The 24,234-nt window shown below is 58.0% G+C and carries 21 protein-coding genes; 17 read left to right on the top strand and 4 right to left on the bottom strand.

The genetic code is table 11. From position 1 onward, the window contains the following. Nucleotides 1-286: 286 nt before the first annotated feature. From ATU_RS26400 to ATU_RS26350, 12 genes are all read left to right on the top strand, one after another. On the top strand, nt 287-2,128 hold the full coding sequence (locus ATU_RS26400) for a PAS domain-containing sensor histidine kinase (protein WP_006313572.1): 1,842 nt from the start codon (nt 287-289) through the stop codon (nt 2,126-2,128). Nucleotides 2,129-2,879: 751 nt separating this feature from the next. Continuing rightward, on the top strand, nt 2,880-3,470 hold the full coding sequence (msuE, locus tag ATU_RS26395; protein ID WP_035258216.1) for an FMN reductase: 591 nt from the start codon (nt 2,880-2,882) through the stop codon (nt 3,468-3,470). 22 nt (nt 3,471-3,492) lie between these two features. Beyond that, nucleotides 3,493-4,596, top strand: coding sequence for a dimethylsulfone monooxygenase SfnG (gene sfnG, locus ATU_RS26390; protein WP_006313574.1), 1,104 nt, complete (start codon nt 3,493-3,495; stop codon nt 4,594-4,596). 108 nt (nt 4,597-4,704) lie between these two features. Further along, nucleotides 4,705-5,622, top strand: coding sequence for an ABC transporter ATP-binding protein (locus ATU_RS26385; RefSeq protein ID WP_010974745.1), 918 nt, complete (start codon nt 4,705-4,707; stop codon nt 5,620-5,622). Next, nucleotides 5,622-6,518 carry a branched-chain amino acid ABC transporter permease gene (locus ATU_RS26380; RefSeq protein ID WP_010974744.1) on the top strand — a complete coding sequence of 299 codons (897 nt, stop codon included), beginning with the start codon at nt 5,622-5,624 and terminating at the stop codon, nt 6,516-6,518. Before ATU_RS26385 ends, ATU_RS26380 begins: the two co-directional genes overlap by 1 nt. A gap of 1 nt (nt 6,519) precedes the next feature. Continuing rightward, a complete protein-coding gene (locus tag ATU_RS26375; protein ID WP_010974743.1) occupies nt 6,520-7,614 on the top strand; it encodes a branched-chain amino acid ABC transporter permease in 1,095 nt (364 codons plus the stop codon). Nucleotides 7,615-7,682: 68 nt separating this feature from the next. Then, nucleotides 7,683-9,017, top strand: coding sequence for an ABC transporter substrate-binding protein (locus ATU_RS26370; RefSeq protein ID WP_035258212.1), 1,335 nt, complete (start codon nt 7,683-7,685; stop codon nt 9,015-9,017). Between the two features lie 72 nt (nt 9,018-9,089). Beyond that, nucleotides 9,090-9,869: an ABC transporter ATP-binding protein gene (locus tag ATU_RS26365; RefSeq protein WP_010974741.1), complete on the top strand. Its 780-nt coding sequence runs from the start codon at nt 9,090-9,092 to the stop codon at nt 9,867-9,869. Between the two features lie 26 nt (nt 9,870-9,895). Next, nucleotides 9,896-11,143 (top strand): SfnB family sulfur acquisition oxidoreductase, encoded by a 1,248-nt coding sequence (locus ATU_RS26360; RefSeq protein WP_010974740.1) that lies wholly within the window; start codon nt 9,896-9,898, stop codon nt 11,141-11,143. Nucleotides 11,144-11,583: 440 nt separating this feature from the next. Next, complete coding sequence (locus ATU_RS26355; protein ID WP_010974738.1) at nt 11,584-13,092, top strand: FAD/NAD(P)-binding protein; 1,509 nt, start codon at nt 11,584-11,586, stop codon at nt 13,090-13,092. Nucleotides 13,093-13,127: 35 nt separating this feature from the next. Beyond that, the gene (locus tag ATU_RS27035; protein WP_010974737.1) at nt 13,128-13,388 is read left to right on the top strand and encodes a hypothetical protein; all 261 of its coding nucleotides are present in this window, start codon (nt 13,128-13,130) and stop codon (nt 13,386-13,388) included. Between the two features lie 367 nt (nt 13,389-13,755). Continuing rightward, the gene (locus ATU_RS26350) at nt 13,756-15,135 is read left to right on the top strand and encodes an enoyl ACP reductase FabMG family protein (RefSeq protein WP_010974736.1); all 1,380 of its coding nucleotides are present in this window, start codon (nt 13,756-13,758) and stop codon (nt 15,133-15,135) included. A 100-nt stretch (nt 15,136-15,235) separates the two neighbouring features. Here the strand turns inward: ATU_RS26350 and ATU_RS26345 are convergent, their stop codons facing one another. Then, complete coding sequence (locus ATU_RS26345) at nt 15,236-15,379, bottom strand: hypothetical protein (protein ID WP_162180345.1); 144 nt, start codon at nt 15,377-15,379, stop codon at nt 15,236-15,238. A gap of 153 nt (nt 15,380-15,532) precedes the next feature. Then, nucleotides 15,533-16,138: a J domain-containing protein gene (locus ATU_RS26340; RefSeq protein WP_010974734.1), complete on the bottom strand. Its 606-nt coding sequence runs from the start codon at nt 16,136-16,138 to the stop codon at nt 15,533-15,535. Nucleotides 16,139-16,590: 452 nt separating this feature from the next. Between ATU_RS26340 and ATU_RS26335 the strand changes: the two genes are divergently transcribed. From ATU_RS26335 to ATU_RS26315, 5 genes are all read left to right on the top strand, one after another. Further along, entirely contained in the window at nt 16,591-16,800 is a 210-nt protein-coding gene (locus tag ATU_RS26335; protein WP_006313588.1) for a cold-shock protein, read from the top strand. Nucleotides 16,801-16,916: 116 nt separating this feature from the next. Beyond that, nucleotides 16,917-17,141, top strand: coding sequence for a hypothetical protein (locus ATU_RS26330; protein WP_006313589.1), 225 nt, complete (start codon nt 16,917-16,919; stop codon nt 17,139-17,141). Nucleotides 17,142-17,225: 84 nt separating this feature from the next. Next, nucleotides 17,226-17,501, top strand: coding sequence for a hypothetical protein (locus ATU_RS26325; protein ID WP_006313590.1), 276 nt, complete (start codon nt 17,226-17,228; stop codon nt 17,499-17,501). A 322-nt stretch (nt 17,502-17,823) separates the two neighbouring features. Further along, nucleotides 17,824-19,332, top strand: a complete 1,509-nt coding sequence (locus ATU_RS26320; protein WP_010974732.1) for an ATPase domain-containing protein — start codon at nt 17,824-17,826, stop codon at nt 19,330-19,332. After that, nucleotides 19,316-21,361 (top strand): response regulator, encoded by a 2,046-nt coding sequence (locus tag ATU_RS26315; RefSeq protein WP_010974731.1) that lies wholly within the window; start codon nt 19,316-19,318, stop codon nt 21,359-21,361. The genes ATU_RS26320 and ATU_RS26315 overlap by 17 nt, the downstream gene beginning before the upstream one ends. A 297-nt stretch (nt 21,362-21,658) precedes the next feature. Here the strand turns inward: ATU_RS26315 and ATU_RS26310 are convergent, their stop codons facing one another. Next, nucleotides 21,659-22,357 carry a glutathione S-transferase gene (locus ATU_RS26310; protein WP_010974730.1) on the bottom strand — a complete coding sequence of 233 codons (699 nt, stop codon included), beginning with the start codon at nt 22,355-22,357 and terminating at the stop codon, nt 21,659-21,661. A 55-nt stretch (nt 22,358-22,412) separates the two neighbouring features. Then, complete coding sequence (ggt, locus tag ATU_RS26305; RefSeq protein WP_010974729.1) at nt 22,413-24,170, bottom strand: gamma-glutamyltransferase; 1,758 nt, start codon at nt 24,168-24,170, stop codon at nt 22,413-22,415. Nucleotides 24,171-24,234 lie beyond the last annotated feature (64 nt).

The raw sequence follows: 24,234 nt of genomic DNA, 5'->3' as shown, positions 1-24,234 counted from the left end.
GTCGGCATGATCCCAAAGCCGTGTGGTGCACTGCCTCCAGTCTGATCACCATCGACTGTCGTAGACTATGACGGACGACTATACCGTCTTTGACGAGAACATGCATGCGGTCCCGATAATGATTGGTACCCCATATTGCGGTGCGGCTTTATAAAGCTTCGATCTGCAAGTCCTGACGATTGAGGCATGACCCTCCGCGCTGGCTACTTCTCATGCCAGCGCTCGGACATATGAAACACGCTGCAATCGTGGCGAACTTCTTGCTCGCTCCGGAAAGTTCTATAAGTTGCAGCCTGTCACTCCTGAAGTGGAGATTCTCATCCTGAATAACGTTAATGAGCCCGCAAATGCAGTCCCCGTAGCCAGTCTTCTCGATGTGACAGACTGGGCATCAGGACCGCTTGGCCCGAGATCAGAGTGGCCCGCCTGTCTGCACGCCGCTATCGGCATCATGCTTCCGTCGCAAGCGCAGATTGTGATGTTCTGGGGACAAGAGTTCGTTGCCTTATATAACGACATCTACGCGCCAACTATCGGCAACAAGCATCCACATGCCTTCGGCAGGCCGGCGCGTGAATACTGGAACGAACTCTGGGATGACCTCGAGCCGCTGCTGAAACGCGTTCTCGATAAGGGAGAGACGATCGCCGCGAAAGACAGGCCTTTTTATATCGAAAGACACGGTTACCCCGAGACGGTGTACTTCGATATTTCGTATTCTCCGGTCACGGATCAGGACGGCATCGTTAGGGGTGTGTTCTGCATCGTCAATGAAACGACCGAGCGGGTGAAGGCGGATGCCGCTCTGCGAGAGAGCGAAGAACGTCTAAGGGCCATCTTTGCGCAGTCAGCCGTAGGAATAGCTCTTGGCGACCTGACCGGAAAACTGATCAGCGTGAACGACCACTTCTGCCAGATTGTCGGGCGGCGGAGGGACGAGCTAATCGGCATCCAGATGCAAGACATCACGTTTGCCGAAGACCTGCCTGAAAACCAGCGCCTGTTCAAGCATATGGTCGAAACCGGAGAGAGCTTCGAGATCGAAAAGCGTTACGTCCGTGGTGATGGCAGTTTGGTGTGGGTTTTGAACTCGGTCTCTGCAATCCGGGATGATCAGGGAAACATGTCGCAAGCTGTTGCCATATCCGCTGATATCGGCGAGCGACGGCACGCCCAAGAGGTCGAAAGGCACCTCGCATCTATGATCGCTTCCTCCAATGACGCGATCTTGGGTATCGATCTCGACATGACCATTACAAGCTGGAATGCAGCTGCGGAAAAGCTTTATGGTTATTCGGAGGATGAGGTCGTTGGCCGGACTGTACTGATGCTGGTGCCGGATGATAGGCAAGAAGAGGAGCCGACAATCCTGAGACAGATCAAGGCGGGTCGTATCGTTGAGCCGTACGAAACGCAGCGTCTTCGCAAGGACGGCCGGCTTGTCGAAGTGCTTCTCAGTGTCTCCCCGATCCGTGATGTCAACGGAAGGGTTATCGGCGCTTCCAAGACGGCGCACGACATTACTGCCCGTAAGGATGCCGACCGGCTGAGATCCATTCTCGTGAATGAACTCCACCACCGCGTCAAGAACATCCTTGCGACAGTGACCGCAATCGCAAGACAGACGATCGGTCGCGACAAGGCAAATCACGAGGATATGGAAGCCTTCACTAGCAGGTTAGGGTCGCTCAGCAGAGCGCAAGACCTTTTGGTGCACGCCGATTGGCAGCACGCGGATTTAAGAGCCGTCTTGCAGCAGGCCCTGTCGCCCTATCCTGCCGAATCCTTTCAAATAAGCGGACCGGGCGTATCTTTGCCGCCACGAGCAGTTGTGTCGCTTTCCCTCGCGCTTCATGAACTGGCAACGAACGCAGCCAAATATGGTGCCCTGTCTGTGCCTGAAGGCCAAGTATCCATCTCGTGGCAACGCCAGGGGACCGATGGTGAACGCCTCCGGGTAGTCTGGGAGGAGCGAGGTGGTCCGGAGGTCATGTCACCCCAGCGAAAAGGCTTCGGTTCGACACTTGTCGAGCGGCTGCTATCGGCCGAATTGAACGGGGAGACAAAATTGTTCTACGAGAAGAACGGCGTGATCTGTGTCATTGAGGCGGAGATAAATCACGTATGATTCCTGGTGCACGAGCGACAGCAGACAAATTGAGTTCCAATTCGATGTTGGTCCCGGAATCCAGCTTCCCAAACAATCCGCCAGCCTCCATCCGGCGATAGGCTTCTGATGTGGCCGTAAGTGGGTATACCGCCCTAATTGGCAGCTTAAGCTCGCAACCACGCCTAACATCGTCTCCCCGACAAGCTTCATAGGCGCGCCGACAGGCGAGGCATTCGAGAGCGTCTCAGTCTGACAATTTTGAAGTGCTGAACGGTGCTGCGACGCCGGGATGGGTGTGTCGCTCCTGCCGAACTGGCTCTCTGGGCCCTCCGTCCACGCGGGGTGATCTCATACGCTTTTCGCCGGGCGAAGAGTGGAATGAAGGCCTCTCGGAACCCACCTTCCCCACGCACTTCAGGTGGCATTTACGAGATTCGGGACATTTGCCGAAGCGCTCAAAAATCATATCGGGTCTCCGCCGCGCTGGAGCTGAGAGAGGCAGTGACCGGAAAAGCTCCTCACACTACCGATTAAGCCAAAGCAGCGGCCGATAATTGCGAGTCACACGTTCGCATGGGTTCACAACCGCGAAATTAGACGAACCCGCTCGGCGGATGACGAGGTATTAAAACAGTTCGCCGCTCAGCCCATTGCGCCGGAGAGCAAATTCACAAGATTGGTTTTCTCAAAGTGCCCTCAATTTGGAATTTGCATCTTTGATTATCTATCAAAACTATAGAAATTAGAGGCAACAAGGATGAGGCGAACGATGAACGTACTTGGTATAAGCGGCAGCGTAAAACAACCGTCACGCACGGCGCGTGTTGTCTCGGACATCCTGGCCTCGATCGAAAGACGAGCAAGCGTCTCTGTGGATACGATCGATCTGGCTGTGGCAGCGCCGATCCTGTTCAGGGCTCTTCGCGCTGATCAACTTGATGAGGCTGGCCGCAGGATTATTGATGCCGTGGAAATTGCCGATGTGCTTGTCGTCGGCTCGCCGGTCTACCGTGCATCCTACACCGGCGCGTTAAAACATCTTTTCGATCTCGTCGATTTCCGTGCACTTCAAGGCAAGCGCGTGGTCCTTGCGGCAACGGGCGGTACGCCGCTGCATGGCCTCATGCTGGAGCATCAGTTCCGGCCACTGTTCGGCTTCTTTGGCGCCGTTACCGTGCCAACGACAGTCTACGCCGTCGAGGCGGATTTCACCGGATACACGCTCTCGAACCCGGAGGTTGAGGCGCGCATCGAGCGCGCCGTCGCCGAATTGATCGATCTTCTACCGGCGAGAGATGTCGCTGCCGCAGATCACCATTCGGCCCTTCGCGTCGTTTCGAACGAGGCGGTCGCCAACTAACATCAGGAAAGAGGAGATTTCCATGACTGAACACCATGCCGAGCCCGTGAAATTCGCCTATTGGGTGCCGAATGTTTCCGGCGGCCTCGTCATCTCCAATATCGAGCAGCGTACCAGCTGGACCATCGATTACAACCGCAAGCTCGCGCAGATCGCTGAAGCGAGCGGCTTCGATTACGCGCTGAGCCAGATCCGCTTCACCGCCGGCTACGGCGCCGAATTCCAGCATGAATCCGTGTCCTTCAGTCACGCTCTTCTGGAATCGACGACGACGCTGAAGGTCATCGCCGCCATCCTGCCTGGTCCGTGGAATCCGGCGCTCGCCGCAAAACAGATTGCCACGATCAATCACCTCACCAACGGTCGGGTCGCGATCAACGTCGTCAGTGGCTGGTTCCGCGGCGAGTTCCACGCCATTGGTGAACCGTGGCTCGATCACGACGAGCGCTACCGCCGTTCGGAAGAGTTCATCCGGGCTCTGCGCGGCATCTGGACGGAAGAAAATTTCACCTTCCGCGGCGATTTCTATCGCTTCAACAATTATTCCCTTAAGCCAAAGCCGATCGATCCGCAGCCGGAAATCTTCCAGGGCGGTTCCTCGCGCGCGGCCCGCGATATGGCCGCCCGCGTTTCCGACTGGTACTTCACCAATGGCAATACCCCGGAGGAGATCGCCAAGCAGGTTGACGACATCCGTGCAAAGGCCAAGGAAAACAACCACTCTGTCAAGGTCGGCGTGAATGCCTTCGCCATCGTGCGCGAGACCGAGGAAGAGGCGAGGGCCGTGCTCGCCGAGATCATCGAGAAGGCCAATCCCGAAGCGGTCAATGCCTTCGGCCATGAGGTTAAGAACGCCGGCAAGTCTTCTCCCGAAGGTGAAGGCAACTGGGCGAAGTCCAGCTTCGAAGATCTCGTTCAGTATAATGACGGCTTCCGCTCCAACCTGATCGGTACGCCGCTTCAGGTGGCCGAGCGCATCGTCAACCTGAAGCGCGCGGGTGCCGATCTCATTCTGTTAGGCTTCCTGCATTTTCAGGAAGAAGTCGAATACTTCGGCAAGCATGTCATTCCGCTCGTACGCGCGCTGGAGCAGGCCGAAGTCGGCGCGGCAATCGCCGCCGAATAACTAGCAAACCGGAGAGGCAGCGGCCCTAAGCCGCTGCCCGCAACGCGGGGCCTGATAGCCTTCGCGGTTGGAAATCTGTGCCCTTTCGGGCGGAGCATGGACTGAACGATGTCGGCATCGAATTTTCTGCTTGCAAGTCTTGGCGCCGAGGTGGCGGTCCCCGCGGACATCCGCGAGTACGTCGCCCTCCACGGCGAGCGCGTCGAACATGATCGCCGCGCGCCGCACCAGGCTGAAGGGCTCGCGCTGGAACTTCGCGGTATCGACCTTTCGTTTGGAGGCATCGCCGCTCTACAGGATATCGACCTTGCCGTGCGGCATGGCGAAATCCGTGCCATCATCGGCCCTAACGGTGCCGGCAAGAGTTCGCTGATCAACGTCATTTCCGGCGTCTATCGGCCGGATCGGGGCTATGTCGCGATCGATGGCACAGCCTATCGACCCGTGCCGACGCAAAAGCTCGCCCGTCTCGGTGTGGCGCGAACGTTCCAGAATCTTGCACTGTTCAAGGGCCTTAGCGTTCTCGACAATGTTGCAGCCGGACGGGCTTACGTCAGCCGCGCAAATTTTCTGAGCCAGGTGGCCGGTCTGCCGCTCGCACGCCGCGAACAGGCCGATGCCCGCGAACGGGCAGGGCGCATCCTCGAGTTCCTGCACCTGACGCCCTATGTCGACCGGCTTGCCGGCACGTTGCCCTACGGCCTGCAAAAGCGGGTGGAGCTTGCGCGCGCGCTCGCCGCCGAACCGCGCATCCTGCTGCTCGACGAACCGATGGCCGGCATGACGGCAACCGAGAAGAACGAGCTTGCCGACTACGTGCGGCTCGCGCGCGACGAATATGCGATCACCGTCGTGCTGATCGAACATGACGTAGGGGTGGTCATGGGGCTTTCGGACCGTATCGCTGTGCTCGATTACGGTCGCAAGATCGCCGACGGCACGCCGGCGGAGATCGCCAGCGACCAACGTGTCATCGACGCCTATCTCGGCATTGCGCCGGAAAATGAAGATGGGGAGGGGATCTGATGGCCGAGTTCGACTGGCTTTTCTTTATCGAGGTGCTGATCGGCGGGCTGCTCTCCGGGGTCATGTATTCGCTCGTCGCGATCGGTTTCGTGCTGATCTACAAGACATCGGGTGTTCTAAACTTTTCGCAGGGAGCGCTTCTCCTGTTCGCCGCGCTGACTTTCGTCAGCCTTGTCGAACGTGGCGTACCCTTTGCCCCCGCGTTCGCGATTACGTTTGCCATCATGGTGGTCATCGGTATTGCGATCGAACGTGTGGTGCTCCGGCCGCTCACCAACAAACCGCCGATCACGCTGTTTATGGCAACGCTCGGTCTTTCCTACATCATCGAGGGTGCGGCCCAACTCCTTTGGGGGACGCAGGTTCACGGCCTCGATCTCGGCATCGAGGATATTCCTTTCGATGTCGGCGGGGTGTTCATCAGCCAGTTCGACATCTTTGCCGCGCTCGTCGCGGCCGGCATGGTGGCGGCTCTCTCGGCCTTTTTCCGTTATACCCGCATTGGCCTCGGTTTCCGTGCTGTCGCCGATGACCAGTTCGCGGCTCTGGCTGTCGGTCTGAGGTTGCCCTGGATATGGGCGAGCGTCTGGGCGGCGGCAGGTCTCGTTGCTCTGGTTGCGGGACTGCTCTGGGGCGCGCGCGTCGGCGTGCAGTTCTCGCTGTCGCTGGTGGTGCTGAAAGCGCTGCCGGTGCTGGTTCTCGGCGGCTTCGATTCCATTCTCGGCGCGATCATTGGTGGTCTGCTTGTCGGCGCGTCGGAAAAGCTCGCCGAGGTCTATATCGGCGAATATTTCGGCGGCGGCATCGAGGGCTGGTTTGCCTATGTCGTGGCGCTTGCCTTTCTGCTGATCCGTCCCTCCGGCCTGTTCGGTCAAAAGTTCGTGGAAAGGGTCTGAGATGTCCGCTATTGCAGCCGATCTTTCATTGCCTTGTTCGCTGCCACGCCGTGCCGGAACGGTCGTGGTGCTTGCCATCGCCTATCTTGTCGTGCCGTTCGTCGGCACCAGTTATCTCTTCGAGGCAATCCTCCTGCCGTTCCTTGCCCTCAGCCTTGCCGGGGTCGGTCTCAACCTGCTCACCGGCTATGCGGGTCAGGTGTCGCTCGGTTCGGCCGCTTTCATGGCCGTTGGTGCCTTCGCGGCTTACAATTTCGACCTGCGGGTCGATGGGCTGCCGCTCACCGTTTCGATCGTGCTCGCCGGTCTTTCGGCAGCAATCATCGGCATCGTCTTCGGCCTGCCCAGCCTTCGCCTGCGTGGTTTCTATCTCGCCGTCTCGACCCTTGCCGCTCAGTTCTTCGTGCAATGGGCGTTGACGAAATTCAGCTGGCTCTCGAACGAATCCGCATCAGGCGTCATCGATGCACCGGCGTTGTCGCTGGCCGGGATTTCATTCGAGGGACCGGTCGGGCGTTATCTCTTCGCGCTGACGACCGTCACGGCCCTCACGTTCCTCGCCTACCGCCTGGTGTCGTCGCAGACCGGCCGTAACTTCATCGCAGTGCGCGACAACGAGACCGCCGCACGCATCATCGGCGTTCCGGTGCTGCGCACGAAGCTGCTCGCCTTTGCGATCTCGTCCTTCATCATCGGCGTTGCAGGCGTGATCTGGGCCTTTGCCTATCTGCGCACGGTGGAGCCGGCTGGCTTCAATCTCGACCGTTCGTTCCAGATCCTTTTCATCGTCATCATTGGCGGGCTTGCATCGATCCGAGGCGCCTTTTTCGGTGCGGCCCTGATCGTCGTCTTTCCGCTTGTCCTCTCCCGGCTCGGCTCCCTGTTATTGGGGGACGTGTTCGATTCCGGGGTGCTCGACATGACGCAGCGCATCGTTATCGGCGCCCTGATCATTCTGTTTCTGATCCTCGAGCCCGACGGCCTCGTGTCGTTGTGGGATCGCTTGAAGTCACGCATTGCGGCCGCCATCAGGCGGGCGCGAACCCCTCGAAGCCCGGCCCCGAAGGCTAAAGGGCTTCCAACAAGAAAAGCCTGACAGCCATTGAAGTCCTGAAACCAACGCGGATGGCAAAGCGCCAGCCGACAGACGGAGTGTGTCCAGATATGACCCTTTATACCAAGATCAAGGCCGCAGCCTTCGCCGCCGGCATCAGCCTCTCAGCCATCGCCTTCCCGGCCATGGCGGACGAGCAGCACTTTCCCCTGCAGAGCTATCGCGTTGGCCCCTACGCGGCCGGCGGCACCGGCTTCTTCGGTGGTTTCATCGACTATCTCAACCTCATCAATGTCAGGGACGGCGGCGTCAACGGCGTTAAGTTGACGTGGTCAGAGGCCGAAACCCAGTACGAGGTCGAACGCGGCGTCGAGGCCTATGAACGGCTGAAGAGCAATCACGGTATCGCAGCCTGGAACCCGCTCTCGGTTGGCATCGCCTATGCGATGATCGACCGCATCACGCAGGACAAGGTGCCGCTCATTACCATCAACCATGGCCGCACGGATTCGACCGACGGTCGCGTTTTTCCCTATGTTTTCCCGTTGTTGCTCAACCCCTATAGCGAGACCTCCGGTATCGTGAACTACATCGCCTCCAAGGAAGGCGGACTTGAGGGTCTGAAGGGCAAGAAGATTGTCGTGCTCTATCACGGCTCTCCCTACGGCAAGGAAACGATCCCGATCTACGACCTGCTGGCTAAGAAATATGGCTTCGATCTGCAGCAGATCGAAGTTCCACATCCGGGCAATGAGCAGCAGTCACAGTGGCTGACGATCCGCCGTGCCAAGCCAGATTACGTCGTGCTGCGCGGTTGGGGCGTCATGAACCCGGTGGCACTGAAGACGGCCGCAAAGACCGGCTTCCCGGTCGATCACATCATCGGCAATGTCTGGTCCAACTCGGAAGAGGACGTCATTCCCGCCGGCGCCGCGGCAAAGGGCTATACCGCCATAACCACCCAGGCATCGGGTGCCGAATATCCGGTCGTCAAGGAGATCGTCAAGACGCTTTATGACCAAGGCAAGGGCAACCTCGAAGACAAGAGCCGCATCGGTTCCGTCTACCACAATCTCGGTATCGTCAATGGTATCCTGAATGTCGAGGCGGTGCGGATCGCCCAGGACAAATTCGGCAAGCGGACGCTTACCGGCGACGAGGTTCGTTGGGGCTTCGAGCATCTGCAACTGGATCCGGCCCGCGTCGAGGCGCTGGGCGCCAGGGATCTCTTCCACTCAATCAACGTCACCTGGGATAACCATGAAGGCAACGGCTATGTGACGTTCCAGCAGTGGGACGGCAAGAAGTGGAACGTGGTTTCCGATTGGATCGCGCCGGATTGGGCCTTGCTGCGCCCGATCATCGAGAAGTCGTCGGAAGCCTATGCGGCTGAAAAGGGCATCAAGCTTCGCACCTCGGAAGACGCGGCTTCCGTGACGAATTGATGCTTGCGCGGCCGGGCAAGGGCTTTTCCTCCTGTCCGGCCACGACATCCGAAAAGCACCAAGGAGATCGAGATGACCGAGGATAACAGGCTGCTCACGGTGGAGGGTCTCCATGCGACCTACAATCATGCCATCACCGCCTTGCATGGCGTCACGCTTTCGCTTGGGCGAGGGGAAATCCTCGCCATTCTCGGTGCGAACGGCGCGGGAAAGACCACGACGCTGAAGGCGGTTTCGAACCTTTTGCCAGCTGAACGAGGGCAGGTGGTCGCCGGCCATATCCTGTTCGACGGCCGCGCTGTCACGCACGAAACCCCGGCACGCCTCGTCCGTCTCGGTCTCGTGCAGGTGCTCGAGGGCCGCCATTGTTTCAAGGCGCTGACGGTCGAAGAGAACCTGGTATCCGGCGGTCTCGGCCGTTCCGCCTCACGTGCCGAAATCGCGGTTGATCTTGAGAAAATTTATACGCACTTCCCGCGACTTAAGGAAAAACGCCGGGTTCTGTCCGGCCTCACGTCCGGCGGCGAGCAACAGATGACAGCAATCGGCAGGGCGCTTATGTCGCGACCCCGGCTGCTGGTGCTCGATGAGCCATCGATGGGGCTTGCGCCGCGTGTCGTGCAGGACATTTTCCGCACGCTGAAACACCTCAATCGCGAGGAAGGCCTGTCGATCCTCGTAGCCGAGCAGAATTCGGCGGTGGCGCTCAACTATGCGGACAGGGCCGTCATTCTGGAGAATGGCGTCAGCGTGCTTTCGGGCACGGCTGCCGAACTCAGGGCGCGGGATGATGTGAAGGCTTTTTATCTCGGCGAGAAACCATCGGCATCTGCCGCCGCGTATATTCATTGAAAACCAGATCGAAGAGGAGACATGAAATGACCATTTCCAACGTCAATACAAAGGATGCCGTCGAGGGCGTTCCGGCCGTGCCGCGGCCAACCGAGCGCGCGCACATCATCAGGAGTGATGCCGAGGCGATCGAAGTCGCGAAGATTGTGGCCGCCGAAATCGCGCCGGGCGCTGCCCTTCGTGACCGCGACCGTATCTGGCCGGTGAAGGAACTTGATGCGTTTTCGCAAAGCGGCCTCTGGTCGATCAACGTACCGAAAAAATTCGGCGGTCCGGAGGTCTCCTATGCAACACTGGCCAAGGTGATCGAGATTGTCTCTGCGGCCGATTCCTCCATTGGCCAGATTGCGCAGAACCATCTCGGCGTCGTTGCGGCGATCCGCACGGTTTCCGACGAGGCCCAGCAAAAGTTGCTGTTCGCAGAGGTGCTGCGCGGTACGCGCTTCGGTAATGCCTTTTCCGAGTTCGGCTCCAAGCGGGCCGCGGATTTCGAGACGAAGTTCGTGGATGCCGGCGACCATGTGATCGTCAACGGACAGAAATTTTATTCCTCCGGCGCACTTCTCGCCCATCTCGTGCCGATCGTCGCGCTCGATGATGAAGGGCGTGCATGGTACGCTATCGCCGAGCGGGACGCACCCGGATTGACCGTCATCGACGACTGGTCGTCCTTTGGCCAGCGCACGACGCTATCCGGCACGGTGATCCTCAACAACGTCAAAGTGCCGAAGACCTATCTGGTTCCCGGCTACAAGGGTTATGCCGAGCCGACGGCGGATGGCGCGATCTTCCAGATCATCCAGGTCGCGGTCGATACGGGGATTGCGCGGGCGGCTATTGATGAAACCGTCTCTTTTGTCCGCACCAAGAGCCGTGCCTGGGTGGATAGCGGTGTCGATCATGCCTGGGATGATCCCTACACGATCCAGGCCGTCGGCGATCTGACGCTACGCCTGCATGCGGCTCAGGCGTTGCTTGAGAAAGCCGGTTATGCCATCGACCGCGCCATCCAGAACCCGAATGCTGAAACGGTCGCCGAGGCGCAGGTCGTTACGGCGGAGGCGAAAATCCTCGCGACCGAGATCGCGATTGCGGCCACCAACAAGCTCTTCGAGCTAGCTGGCACCCGCTCCACGCTTGCTGAGCATCATCTTGATCGCCATTGGCGCAATGCCCGTACCCACACCCTGCACGATCCGGTCCGGTGGAAATATTCGATCCTCGGCAAGTATTTCCTCAATGGCGAGAAGCCACCTCTTCACGCCTGGAGCTGAGAAACTTTTGGAACCCGGGGCGCGCAAAGGCGCCCGCCTCGCATTCTTTTAGCTACCTCGGCCAAACCAATGAAAGAGATTGAACAAATGGCGTGGAAGCCGCCTCGATCCAATTTTCAATCGAAACGCTTTAGGGCGAAGTGCTTTGCCGGGAACCGAAGAAAAATAGAACAGTAATCTTGAGAGGATATTGACCCGGAAGCCTTCCCTCGCGAAGCTGTACACCTCAGCAGAAGAAGAACGTGACATGCCGACCGGTTTCAATCTGCTTTCGGTTGATCCGTTCAAGGTATTTTGAACCGGGTGAACATTTGCGACATCGCAAGCGGCTATCATAATAACGAGCGATATCATGAGCAGGAAGCGGAAGTGCCTATTGGCATCTCGCTTATTACCTTGTCATATAGCGCATAGCTCTCCTAGGGGAGAACACAGAGGCAATGAGTTCTTTTGTTCCTATAGCGTCTGCCCGTGTAACCGTGGCCGTTGTCGGCGGCGGCTTTACAGGCGCTGCGATGGCAGTGCATCTGGTTGCGGGCAAGGCAATTCCGGCTGATATGTCCGTCGTGGTCATCGAGCCGCGACCGGAACTGGGCCGTGGCTTGGCTTATAGCGCCACTGATCCAGCGCATCGGGTCAACGTCCCCGCAGCAAGAATGACGTTGTTTCCGGATATACCTGATGACTTCGAGAGTTATCTTAATGGTGTTTCCGCCGATGATGACACCGAGCTGATGGGTCACGATGGTTCGCCTTATCCGAAGCGGTCTGTCTTTGGCGACTACGTCTCTGCACGGATCCAACCGTTTTTAGATGACGGCCGTATCCGGCACTGGCGGACAAAAGCGATTTCCGTTTCACAAAGAGGGAGCCGTTACGAGATTATCGGGTCTGACGGGACGGTGCTCATTGCAGATATTGTCGTGCTGGCCGTCAGCCATCCTCCACCCTTTCTGCCTCGGGTGCTTCAACCTTTTAAAGATGATCCAAAGCTGATTGCGGATGTCACCGTGGCCGATGCAATCGACGTTGTCGAGCGTGGAGACCATGTTCTCATCGTTGGAAACGGCTTGACATCTGCCGATGTGGTTGCCTCTCTCAAGAGGCGCGGACATGTCGGCCAGATAACGTCTATCTCTCGCAGAGGGTTGCGGTCTCGCGGCCATGGACCGGCAGAGCAGGGGCCTTTCGGCGATTTCCTGTCTGAGCCGTTCAACTCTGCAAGCAAGCTGCTTCATCACGTTCGCCACCTTCTGCGGGAAGCAGAACAACAAGGCATGACATGGCATAGCGTCGTGGATGCGCTGAGGGGGCAGGGTAACGAAATATGGAAAAACCTGCCAGTCGTTGAGAGGCGGCGCATAGCGCGGCACCTGCGACCAATCTGGGATGTGCATCGCTTTCGCATCGCGCCGCAGGTCGAGGTTGCTGTGGAGCAGGCGACCGCAAGCGGCCAAATGGATGTTCGGGCTGCCTCGCTCTCATCCGTGGTGCGGATTGATGCTGGCTACAGGGTGATGTTGCGACCCCGGCGCGGCAGCGTTAACGAAGTGCTTGATGTCGATGCAATCGTCGTCACCACGGGCCCGGCTCATGGCGGCATTCTTCAAAGCCAAGCCTTGCTTCGAGACCTTGAGGAGGCGGGTCTGTTGCAACCCTGTCCGACCGGACTTGGCATTTTGGTCGATGCCAAATCCAATCCCCTATCGGCTTCAGGCGTAAGCACCACTTCACTGTTTGTTGCCGGGCCGCTTGCGCGCGGAACCTTTGGAGAGCTGATGGGGTTGCCGCAGGTTACCGAGCACGCAATCTTCGTCGCGGAACAAATTCGCGGCTCGCTTGATGAGCACAGGATTTCGTATCCCCCGGCTCAGGTGGCCGAAACGTATCCAGAGAGCGATCGGACAACAGGCCTCCAGCGCTCTAAGTCGCAAACAATTGTTCCGTAGGTTAACCGCGTCTGAAACCGCAGGCATCAAGTGCGATGTCCTTTATCCCGTTCGGGCTGCTCGCAGTGACGGCGCGATATTGCGTTGTACGGGGCTCTCGTCTTGCGTCCATCTCGATTGTCGGCCCGGTTGATTATTCATTGTTGATTTTTGCCTGCCTGATCGGCTTTCTGTTTCTTGGCGAGCAACCGAGATTTTGTGTCGTGGCAGGATCTATAATTATCACCATAGGCGATATCACGGTTGCGATCGTCAAGTCGCGGCCCAGGGAACATGGAAGCACATCGCAGGCGTAAAGCGTGACCACAATCCGGCTGGCTCTGTATCGGGAAGCAGGGCTTTTGCCATGATGGGTTTGCAAGAGTCCGCTTCTAGATCCATCACGGAATGCTTGGAATGGCTGGTGTCGGTCGGATTCCGAAAGTCGTGAAAGCCTTCATACTGGCCGTTCACACCACGCGCATTTGTTCCTGGAATCTGTCGGTGGGCCGATCTCCACGGCCTGGCATTTCCCTGGATTGTAGGAGCAACAGAGACTGACTTCACGTTTTGAAATGAACAGTCACCGAAAATGAGTTCCAATTCTGCGCCAACACGGTCATGTCTTTGTGAAAGTTCGTAAGAGCCATTGCTCGACGACACACGAATTAAAGAGCTGACAGTATGGAAAATCCCGTTGCACTGAATCATCTTTCCGAGAACACGGTCTTCCGTAAGGGCGATGTTTTCGTACTCTTCGGCGAACTGTTCGGTCGCGGATACGCCACCGGCCTGCTTGACGAAGCCAGACGGGCTGGAATGGAGATTGTGGGGATCACCGTCGGGCGGCGCGACGAGAATAACGCACTGCGGCCGCTTAACGCCGAGGAACTGTCTTCGGCGGAGGCCCAGTTGGGCGGCAGGATCATCAACATACCTCTTATGGCAGGCTTCGATCTTGACGCGCCGGCGGGAGGCCCGACTCCCACCGATCTCCTGGCAAAGATGACGCTTGAGAGCTGGGAGCACGACAAGCTCGAATGGGACTATGTCGAGCAGTGCCGCGATATCGCCACTGCGCGTTTCACGGAGTCGCTTTCTAAGGTCATGACCGTCCTGGATGGAATGATCCCCGACGGCCGCAATGTATTCTTCTCTCACACAATGGCCGGCGGCATTCCGAAGGCGAAGGTATTCCTGGTCATCGCCAATCGAATCTACAAGGGAACTGGTACTCGCCACATGTCGTCGCAGACCCTGATCGACAGTGATCTGGGGAAACTCATTCTGCAGAATTTTGACGATGTCTCCGCGAACACCTTTCGCCATCTGATTGATTTCAGCGCAGCGATCCGCGAGCGCGTGGAAGCTTCGGGCGGTCAGGTACGATATACGGCCTATGGTTACCACGGATCGGCGGTCCTCATTGACGGAAGCTATCGTTGGCAGACCTACACCAACTACACCCAGGGTTACGCCAAGATGCGGCTCGAAAGCATTGCAGAGGAAGCCTGGGCGAAAGGGATCAAGGCAACTGTCTATAACTGCCCCGAAATCCGGACCAATTCTTCAGATGTGTTCACGGGTATCGAGCTGCCCCTGATACCGCTGCTGCTTGCGTTGAAGAAGGAAAACGGGAGTGAATGGGCAGACGAGCAGTGGCAAGCCTGCGAGCAGTTGCTGGTTGATGGCTTAACCATGAAAGACGTCTTCAGCAAGATCGCCACCATGCAGGCCAGCGATGTCATGCGCCCGTTCTATGACTTTTCGGCATGGCCGATGGCAAACAGTCAGGCACAGGCCGATCTGACCATCGGCACGTCAAACGAGATCACCCGGATGCATCGGGATGGCAAGGTGATGATCAGCGACCTCCTGAGCGGTCTTGTAGTGAAGGCAACCGGGCAGCTAATTTTTCGCGAATCCTCCAAACCCTCCGGTCCCGTTCTGTGGCTCAACCACGATATCGTGGCTCAGCGACTTAACGCTTCCCACCAGCATTCGAATTCTCCCGCGCCACCTATCGCGCAGGGAATGGAACCCTCACAAATTGAGATGGCGTGAAGGCTTCCCAGCCCAGCTTGGAAGCAGTTCAAATACCGACCAAAGACATAGCCGCCTCATCATCGATGACCCATGGCGCAGGTGACCCGGTGCGTCTGTTTTATCGCGCCAGATTCATGGCGTGGCTGCCGGATGGCGCAGCTATATGCTCCACCAGTCGGTCGATGATTTCCCCATAGGTGATCCCGCTCGCAGCCATCGCCTTGGGATACATGCTGATGTCGGCGGTCGTCTTGAGAACCACAGCTTATACGAATGTTTTAGCAACCACAGTGCCTGAGATGTGCAAGCAGCAAAAGGCGATAGGGGGTCGGCCATCACTTCCGATTGAACGTTCTGGCCAGAACAGGAAATCGGATAACCTTCAAGGCGGGTATCACGAGCTGTCGAACAGGTTTCAGCAAAAACCGTTCAGTTTAAGGATTCTATACGCCTCGATCGAGGCGCGAAGTGCGTCCTCTGAATTGCGATCGCCGTCGTTGGCGTCGGGATGGTGCATTTTGAGCCTCTCCTTATAGCGGCTCCTGATTTCGCTGGATGTCGCGTCTGGCGAAAGGCCAAGCGTGTCGAAAGCCTTGGCTTCAAGCACCTTCAGTTTTCTCTGCTGGGCACCGGCCTTCGTCTGTCCCGACCTGTCGGCCCTGCGCGCATTCAGCGTCTTTGCCGAGCCCGAACGAACCGAAGACGGTAGCGGAGTTTCGGTTGCTTCGCTCACCCGGGTTCCCCAAGTCGGGCGAGCGCCGGTTGTCGCCTCCTTCTGGTAACGGGCGACGTTGGGATTGGGTGGGGCCGTGGTGAAGCTGTATCCCTTGTTATAGGCCGTCACATGCTCAAGACAGAACATGAGATAAAGACCTTCTGCACCCGCGCCCACGGGCGCGCGGTGAACGCCGGTCTTTTCACACCCGTCCCATTGGCATTTTGGACCTGTGGATTCGCTGGCCGAAGGCGATCTTTTGCGAGGGGACCGAAGGCCTACGAATATTTTCGAATCATGCGTCATTGTAACTGTATGGACGCAGAGGACCGCTTGGGCAACTGCGGTGGTCTTTTGAAATGCCATTCGTGGATCGTCTCTGCGGAATCCAGTCCCGCAGCTCAGGATCACGACAGCTTTCCTGCCAACGTGGCCGTAGGCTCAGAAACTCCGGGATGGCGGTTTTTGGCCATGGGAGGCAGGATCGCGTAACAGGTGCCGAGAATTGAACCAGGTTGCATTCCGGTCGCGCCCGAGGGATGCAACCAATGGACGTAAATCGCGATTTTGAAAACTAAACGTTGACGTGGCGACCGCAGTTCCGTATAGATGCATCATCGATCTTTTGCTTGCCGAGCTTTGTCTACCGCGCGATTGGCACCGCGCTTTAAGCGAACTTCCCTCTCAAAAATAGTCGGTTTTCCTCTGCGTGGCATCAGCTTCGCGGTTCCTCAATCTATGCTTTGAAAGGGTTCATCATGACCACTGGCACAGTAAAATGGTTTAATTCCACCAAGGGCTTCGGCTTCATTCAGCCTGACAACGGCGGCGTTGACGCTTTCGTTCATATCTCGGCTGTCGAGCGCGCCGGAATGCGCGAACTCGTTGAAGGCCAGAAGATTGGCTTCGATCTCGAGCGCGACATGAAGTCGGGCAAGATGTCGGCCTGCAATCTGCAGTCCGCATAATCGGTATCTGCTTCCCTTTGACCACGGATGTACTGGCACTGCCGGAAGCACGTTATCATTTAAGGCCAGGCGGTTTGCCTGGCCTTTTTGTTTCGACTCCAAGCCTCTGAGGACCTATGACAGAGAGATACAGTAAATCCCGCCAACAGGCAGAGATTGCCTTCAGCAATCTACAGACAGAGTTCTTTTCCAAGAACAGCGCTGTGGAAGAGCTTGAATCGGCAACGCAGGTCAGGGATGCAAAGACTTTAAGACTTCGAGCGGCGCGTCTTTCCAAAGAGCACGCCGAGCGGACATCGGCGACGAATGCCTTGCTTGCCAAACGTGCAAAGAAGGGCTGATCAGTCCCGTCTGCTGTCGTGGCTTCAGGCCTTATCGAAGAGCGTGGCGCAAAATGCGACACTCATTCCAACGCAGGAGATTTCATGGCATCGGATACAAACGAACTGCAGACGATCAACACCGCTTGGCAGATCGCGATCCAGGAGATCCTGCGCATGGTCGTCCGCGACATGTATCATGCCGGCGGGGAGGCAGCCTTCAGCGGCCACATCAAGCGGATCGAAGAAGCGGCCGTTGACAGCATCTACACGGACTTGAGGCTTCGTGACACCGACGAATGGACGGAAACACTGGTCAAGGAACGAGCCAGCAATTTCGTAACGTCCCTTCTGACGTCCTTTACATATGACCGGGCCTGATTGCACCACGCAATCACTGCGATCATTGTCTTCCTGGTAAAGAGGACGATGCCGCTCATTGGCGAACCCGTGTCGCTGAAATTAGCTTTGCAGATAAACCTCCTACCTCCAAAAAAGGAAAGAAGGCCTCTAAAAAATCCAGGGCCTACTCTCCACCTTCTGACCCACGGGCTCTATCTCCGCACTGAATGGACGCTTGCAATCGTGCCCGCACCGGGGCAGCGTTTGCCTGTGATAGTGGAACGAATCTTCCGGTTCCAGCGTCTTCTAGTATAGGAAACCAGAGCGTTTACCGTAATTCAGAGGTAGCCATGGAGGATGCATGACAGATAATTCAGTTGCAAAAGCAAAGACCGGGGTAGAGGGCCTCGATGACATTCTCTCCGGCGGCCTCTCCCGGCGTCATGTATTTCTGCTTGAAGGGGCTCCCGGCTCCGGCAAGACGACAATTGCGTTGCAGTTTCTTTTGGAGGGAGCCACCATTGGCGAGCGCTGCCTCTACATCACGCTTTCGGAAACGGAGGAGGAACTGCGTGACAGTGCTTCCTCGCACGGGAAGGACATAGGCGATCAGGTCGAGATTTTTGAGCTCGTTCCGCCGGAAAGTCTTCTGGATGCAGACCAGCAACAAAGTCTCCTGTATTCTTCCGACCTGGAACTCGGGGAGACGACAAAGCTTATCTTCGAAGCCTTTGAACGGGTAAAGCCCCATCGTGTGGTGATCGACAGTCTCTCGGAGATCCGGCTGCTGGCGCAGAGTTCGCTTCGCTATCGCCGCCAGATACTGGCACTGAAGCACTTCTTCTCGCGCTCCGATGCAACAGTTCTACTTCTTGATGACATGACCTCGGACGCAATGGACAAGACGGTCCACAGCGTGGTGCACGGCGTAATCCACCTTGAGCAGCTGGCTCCAGACTACGGGTCGGAGCGTCGGCGGCTTCGGGTTCTGAAATATCGAGGGCAGGCGTTTCGTGGTGGTTATCATGACTTCACCATCAAGACTGGTGGCGTCGAAGTCTTCCCGCGACTCCGCGCACTTGAACACAGGGTGGCGTTTGAGCGGACTCTCGTGGCGAGCGGCATCAGTGAGTTTGACGATCTCCTGGGCGGCGGCGTTGCCCGCGGCTCCAGCACGCTTCTGATCGGCCCCGCCGGCACCGGCAAGAGCCTGTTTGCACTACAGTTTGTCGAGGCCGCCGTCAGTCGCGGCGAGCGGGCGGCAATCTTCGTCTTCGATGAGGAACTGGGACTGCTGTTTGACCGCACAAAGGAGATGGGGCTTGATCTGGAGGCCATGCGTGACAAGAACCTGCTCCATATCGAGCAGCTGGATGCGGCCGAACTGTCACCCGGCGAGTTCTCCCAGCGCGTAAGGGACAAGGTCGCCAGCTTCGACGCCAAGACAGTTGTGATAGACAGCATAAACGGCTATCAGGCTGCGATGCCGGAGGAGAACGCACTTATCCTTCACATGCACGAGTTGCTGCAATATTTGAACAGGCAGGGTGCCAACACCTTTATCACTGTCGCGCAGCACGGCCTCGTCGGCGACATGAAATCCCCGGTGGACGTGACATATCTTGCCGATACAGTCATCCTGCTGCGCTACTTCGAAGCGGAGGCCCGCGTTCGCCGGGCGATCTCGGTCATCAAGAAGCGTACTGGACGACATGAAGATACCATTCGCGAATATAAAATTGGAGCAAATGGGTTGACGCTCGGCGAACCGCTCTCCGCGTTCCAGGGAATCCTGCGCGGTGTTCCTATCTTCGTGGGAAACCGACAGCCCCTTTTGCAAACACTTGACGAGGATGGCAGCCATTCCTGAGCGCGATATATTTGGCCTTATCCACACTCCTATCGGTCGCGACGCGCCGATTGCGGCAGCTTTGCTGCACGAAGCCGGCCTGCGTGCAAACATTGTCCCGACGTTGGACGCCCTGGTGGCAGACTTGAACGAGAATGTCGCTTTCGCCGTGATGACGGAAGAGGCTTTGCGGTCGGTTGATCTGCGCCCGCTTGTCTCGTGGATCGAGACGCAGCCGAGTTGGTCCGACCTTCCCATTATCATACTGACCGCGCGCGGCGGTGGCCCCGAGCGCAACCCGGCCGCCGCCCGTCTGTCGGAAGTTCTCGGCAATGTCAGTTTCGTCGAGCGGCCCTTCCATCCGACAACTTTTATCAGCGTCGCTCGTTCCGCAATGCGCGCGCGACGCCGACAATACGAGGCGAGTGCCCGTATGGAGGCACTGGACGAAGGGGAACGCCGTCTTCAGACAGCGCTCGAGGCCGGCCGCCTCGGTGCTTGGGAACTCAATCTTTCCACAAATGTCCTGACGACCTCGGCGACCTGCAGGGGGATATTTGGTCGTTCGCCGAACGACGGTTTCACCTATGAGGACCTGTTGCAGGCCATTCACCCGGATGACGCTGCACGGATGAAGGATGCGTTGCGAAACACGATCGAAACGGGAGCTGACTATTCCATTACCTATCGGATTGTCTGGCCTGACGGCTCTATTCATGGCGCGGAAATCCGTGCACAACTGCACCGCGACCGTACTGGACGGCCCATCAGGCTGGTCGGCGTTTCGGCCGACATAACCGAGCGTATGCAATCGGAAGAACAGCAGCGCCATCTCAACGAAACTCTTGAGGAACGCGTTGCGGAGCGGACACGTGAGCTGGAAGAGGCGCACAGGCTCGTGCTGGCCGAGGTCAGTCAGCGAGAACGGGCCGAGGAGCAGCTTCGTCACGCCCAGAAGATGGAGGCGATCGGCCAGCTCACTGGTGGGGTTGCCCACGACTTCAACAATCTCCTGATGGCTGTTCTTGGCAACCTCGAACTGCTCCGCAAACATCTGACAGACGATGCGAAGGCAACTCGACTGATTGATGGAGCCCTCCAAGGCGCGCAGCGAGGCGCCTCGCTCACCCAGCGGCTTCTTGCCTTCGCGCGTCGGCAGGACCTTCAGGTGGGCCCGGTTGACCTTGCCGGTCTCGTGACCAATATGCAGGACCTTCTGCAACGGTCCGTGGGATCGAGGATTGCCATAGAAGTAGTCGCTCCGGAGCGCCTCCCGGCCGTATCGGCCGATGCCAACCAGGTGGAGCTCGCCCTCTTGAACCTTGCCGTTAATGCCCGTGACGCGATGCCGGACGGCGGAACGATCAAGATCGGGCTGAAGGAAGCGGTACAGCCGACGGTATCGGACCTCCTCGCACCCGGACGTTATGTCGTGCTGTCGGTGATTGACCAAGGCCAGGGCATGGACGCGGCAACGCTGCAAAAAGCGATCGAGCCGTTCTTTTCCACGAAGGAACTCGGCAAGGGCACGGGTCTCGGGCTATCCATGGTTCATGGTCTTGCGTTGCAGCTGAACGGCCAATTGAAGCTGGCAAGCGCCGTGGGCGAGGGGACGACGGCGGACCTTTGGATTCCGGTATCGACATCGCAGAGTCTGGAAAAAGAGCAGGATGTCGCCGTAGCCGATGCCCGGAACGATGCCGGTCCCAAGCGAATCCTTCTCGTGGACGACGACGCACTGATTGCGATGAGTTCGGCTGACATGCTGACTGACCTCGGCCACGAGGTCGTGGAAGCCCATTCAGGCAAGGAGGCGCTCTCTTTGATTGATGGCGGCGCCACTTTCGACCTGGTAATCACTGACTATTCCATGCCGGGCATGACGGGCGCAGAACTGGCGAAAGCAGTCAGGGACCGCCTACCGAGCCTGCCTATCGTGCTGGCCTCAGGCTACGTCGACTTTCCGTCGGGCGTGGAACTTGAGGTGGCCAGACTGTCAAAGCCATATTCCCAGGACGAGCTGGCGCTTATGCTCAGTAAGATTTCATAGCACTTCGGCATCGCCCGCCAAACGCAAGCCGGCAGTTTTGCTGATCGGTTCATTCACGCATCAGGTGGGTGCGTGAAAACCTCATTATTCGCTGCTACGTCCTGTGACCAAGTGCAAGTTCGGTCAGGAGCGCAGGAAAAACCACGAAGATATTGCGCTGCCGTTTGAGGACGAGACTGTCTTCCACCACGAAACCCCATACTTGGTCGAACATGATAGAGTGCTGAAAATTCCAACGCCCTCAAGACCTTGGACCCGCAGTAAACAGACATGGTGGTGGCGCCCCGCAGATGTAACTCAACTTGCTACCTTTCGGAGCGATTTCTCAATTTCTCCGCCGCAATAAGCGTTGCCATATTCTTCGAAACTTTTACTGTTCAGAGCAGCCAGCGGAGCTGTAGCTACCACTCTCCTGGAGAGACCCCAGATTATGGGTGAGGTGTCCTCGATGATGCCCTTAATGGCCGGGAATCGGTCAGCTACAGTTGTCCAAAGGATTGCTGTCACTATATCTGCAACCCCGATCTTTTCCGTCCCCAGCATAAAGCCCGAAGCAGCGCTCAAGCCGTTCCGTGCTCCGGTATCCGCGAAAATACGGATCCATTTTTGAAGACGCGGGACGAACTCCTGCCACTTTTCAGGCGTCCACATCTCGCGCCCGCCGTTGAGGGTTAACTCATCGAGGACGTCATTGGCGTCATTGACGATCTTGGCACTGAGCGTGCGGCCCTCAACAGTTGCCGGCAGGATATCTAGCCGCTCACCGAGGTAGATGGCGATCGCCGGCATCTGAGAGATCGCGAAATTGCGCTCGCGGTCAATCAGAACCGGTGGCCCCATGAAGGCAACCGGCTGCTTTTCCGCCCCGCAATCCATAAGACCTTCAATCGCATCGACATCGTGTTCATCCCAGGAGCACCCACAATGGGCCAGAATTCCGCGGATGAGCTGGCCTCGAAATGGAACTGGCCAGTAATAAAGGTCGAAGGTGTTCATGCCGTCCTCCATTGGTCAATCTCCCGAGGTCGCCGTCTTTCCGCGGTCGGAGCGTTCACTCCCCCATAACGGCTCCCTCACGCCTTGGATCGGCGCTACCTGCCAAACCTTGCGCAGTGATCTCGATGGCATGCAAACCGGAATTCAACTCACCCGGTTTCACCTCGTAACCGAGCGCCTTCAGCGGCTCGACCAGATCTTCCGCGCTAGTGCCGGCCTCGATGTCGTAGGTGCCGAAGCGGTTGATGAGGTGCGGCTGGGCGACAATCGCCTCAACCGGCATGCCCCAGTCAATATAGGCGATCAGCGCCTGCGCCACGTAGCCGATGATCTGGCTGCCGCCGGGCGAACCAATGGCGAGTAGCGGCTTGCCATCCTTCATCACGATAGTCGGCGCCATGGAGGAGCGCGGCCGTTTGCCAGGCTCGACGCGGTTGGCGATCGGCAGGCCGCCGTCATGTGTCTTGAAGGAAAAGTCCGTCAACTCGTTATTGAGCAGGAAGCCGTTCGTCATCAGACGCGAGCCGAAGCCGCTTTCGATCGTCGTCGTCATCGAGACCACGTTGCCCTCCTTGTCGACAATGACAAAATGGCTGGTAGAGGGCAATTCGAGTGCGGCATCCCGGCCGAAAAGCAGCGCGTGGTCCCATTCCGGTTCGCCGGCCTTGACGGCATCCTTGGCCAGCGCCCTGTCGCCGTCGAGCAGTTTTGCCCTCTCGCCGAGATAAGTCTTGTCCAGCAGGCCCTTGATCGGTAGCGGCACAAAATCGGTGTCAGCGACATAACGCTCGCGGTCGGCGAAGGCGAGGCGCTGCGCATCGCCGATAAGGCGCCAGCTTTCGACATTTTTCGGCCCCAGGGACTTGAGATCAAAACTCTCCGCCATGCCGAGCATCTGGCCGATGGCGATGCCGCCCGACGATGGCGGCCCCATGCCGCAAACGTCAAGAGCACGATAGATGAAGCAGACCGGCTCGCGCTCGATGACGCGATAGTTGGAAAGATCGGAAAGCGACAGCACGCCGGGATTGTCGGTCGCCTCGCGCACGGTCTTGACGACCGCCTCGGCGATCCTCCCCTTGTAAAAGGCATCGGCGCCGCTTTTGGCGAGCGTTGCGAGTGTCTCGGCATAGGCCGGGTTCTTCAACAGGGCACCGGTCTGCAGGGCGGCCCCGGAGGTGTCAAAGAAATAGGACCGGGCCTCTGGATATTTCTTCAACCGGTCGCCCTCGGACGCGATGAGGGAGGCAAGGCGAGGCGACACTTTGAAACCCTCGGTCGCCAGCGTTTCCGCCGGCTTCAGCAGGCTTGCCCAATCCGCCTTTCCATAACGTTTATGGGCCTCCTCCAGAAGTCGCACCGTTCCGGGCGTGCCAACGGAACGGCCGCCGACCACGGCGTCCATGAATTTAAGCGGTTGACCTTTGTCATCCAGGAAGAGCTTTGGCGTGGCGTCCATCGGCGCCGTCTCCCGGCCGTCCAACGTCGTCAGCTTGCCGTTTTTTGCGTGGTAGTAGACGAGGAAGGCACCTCCGCCGAGACCGGAACTCTGCGGTTCAACGAGGCCGAGCACGGTCTGCACCGCCACCATCGCATCTATAGCGTTACCGCCCGCGGCGATCACGTCGCGCCCCGCCTCGGCCGCTAGCGGATTGGCCGCTGCGACCATGAAGCTCCGGGACTCGACACGTCGGGCAGTCGCAACAGCAGTCGCTTTTTCGGGTGCCACCGTGTCAGACGCCTGCTGGGCTGAGGTGATTGCGGTGGAAAGCATCAAGGCGAGAAAAGCCTCACTGAGAAATCTCATTTTCATTGGCCTTATCCTCCAAAGCGGCACGACCCGTTAATGCGAGAAGGGCATCCAACCGGGCCAGCAG

The organism is Agrobacterium fabrum str. C58, from assembly GCF_000092025.1.
Lineage (GTDB): Bacteria > Pseudomonadota > Alphaproteobacteria > Rhizobiales > Rhizobiaceae > Agrobacterium > Agrobacterium fabrum.
Note: the sequence above shows the minus strand (reverse complement) of the source record. Positions and strands in the feature narration are given on the sequence as shown.

Bases quoted from the DNA above. Each gene is read 5' to 3' on its own strand.
- msuE (WP_035258216.1), top strand. From the start codon at position 2,880: ATGAACGTACTTGGTATAAGCGGCAGCGTAAAACAACCGTCACGCACG.
- sfnG (WP_006313574.1), top strand. From the start codon at position 3,493: ATGACTGAACACCATGCCGAGCCCGTGAAATTCGCCTATTGGGTGCCG.
- ATU_RS26385 (WP_010974745.1), top strand. From the start codon at position 4,705: ATGTCGGCATCGAATTTTCTGCTTGCAAGTCTTGGCGCCGAGGTGGCG.
- ATU_RS26380 (WP_010974744.1), top strand. From the start codon at position 5,622: ATGGCCGAGTTCGACTGGCTTTTCTTTATCGAGGTGCTGATCGGCGGG.
- ATU_RS26375 (WP_010974743.1), top strand. From the start codon at position 6,520: ATGTCCGCTATTGCAGCCGATCTTTCATTGCCTTGTTCGCTGCCACGC.
- ATU_RS26370 (WP_035258212.1), top strand. From the start codon at position 7,683: ATGACCCTTTATACCAAGATCAAGGCCGCAGCCTTCGCCGCCGGCATC.
- ATU_RS26365 (WP_010974741.1), top strand. From the start codon at position 9,090: ATGACCGAGGATAACAGGCTGCTCACGGTGGAGGGTCTCCATGCGACC.
- ATU_RS26360 (WP_010974740.1), top strand. From the start codon at position 9,896: ATGACCATTTCCAACGTCAATACAAAGGATGCCGTCGAGGGCGTTCCG.
- ATU_RS26355 (WP_010974738.1), top strand. From the start codon at position 11,584: ATGAGTTCTTTTGTTCCTATAGCGTCTGCCCGTGTAACCGTGGCCGTT.
- ATU_RS27035 (WP_010974737.1), top strand. From the start codon at position 13,128: ATGTCCTTTATCCCGTTCGGGCTGCTCGCAGTGACGGCGCGATATTGC.
- ATU_RS26350 (WP_010974736.1), top strand. From the start codon at position 13,756: ATGGAAAATCCCGTTGCACTGAATCATCTTTCCGAGAACACGGTCTTC.
- ATU_RS26340 (WP_010974734.1), bottom strand. From the start codon at position 16,138: ATGACGCATGATTCGAAAATATTCGTAGGCCTTCGGTCCCCTCGCAAA.
- ATU_RS26335 (WP_006313588.1), top strand. From the start codon at position 16,591: ATGACCACTGGCACAGTAAAATGGTTTAATTCCACCAAGGGCTTCGGC.
- ATU_RS26330 (WP_006313589.1), top strand. From the start codon at position 16,917: ATGACAGAGAGATACAGTAAATCCCGCCAACAGGCAGAGATTGCCTTC.
- ATU_RS26325 (WP_006313590.1), top strand. From the start codon at position 17,226: ATGGCATCGGATACAAACGAACTGCAGACGATCAACACCGCTTGGCAG.
- ATU_RS26320 (WP_010974732.1), top strand. From the start codon at position 17,824: ATGACAGATAATTCAGTTGCAAAAGCAAAGACCGGGGTAGAGGGCCTC.
- ATU_RS26315 (WP_010974731.1), top strand. From the start codon at position 19,316: ATGGCAGCCATTCCTGAGCGCGATATATTTGGCCTTATCCACACTCCT.
- ATU_RS26310 (WP_010974730.1), bottom strand. From the start codon at position 22,357: ATGAACACCTTCGACCTTTATTACTGGCCAGTTCCATTTCGAGGCCAG.
- ggt (WP_010974729.1), bottom strand. From the start codon at position 24,170: ATGAAAATGAGATTTCTCAGTGAGGCTTTTCTCGCCTTGATGCTTTCC.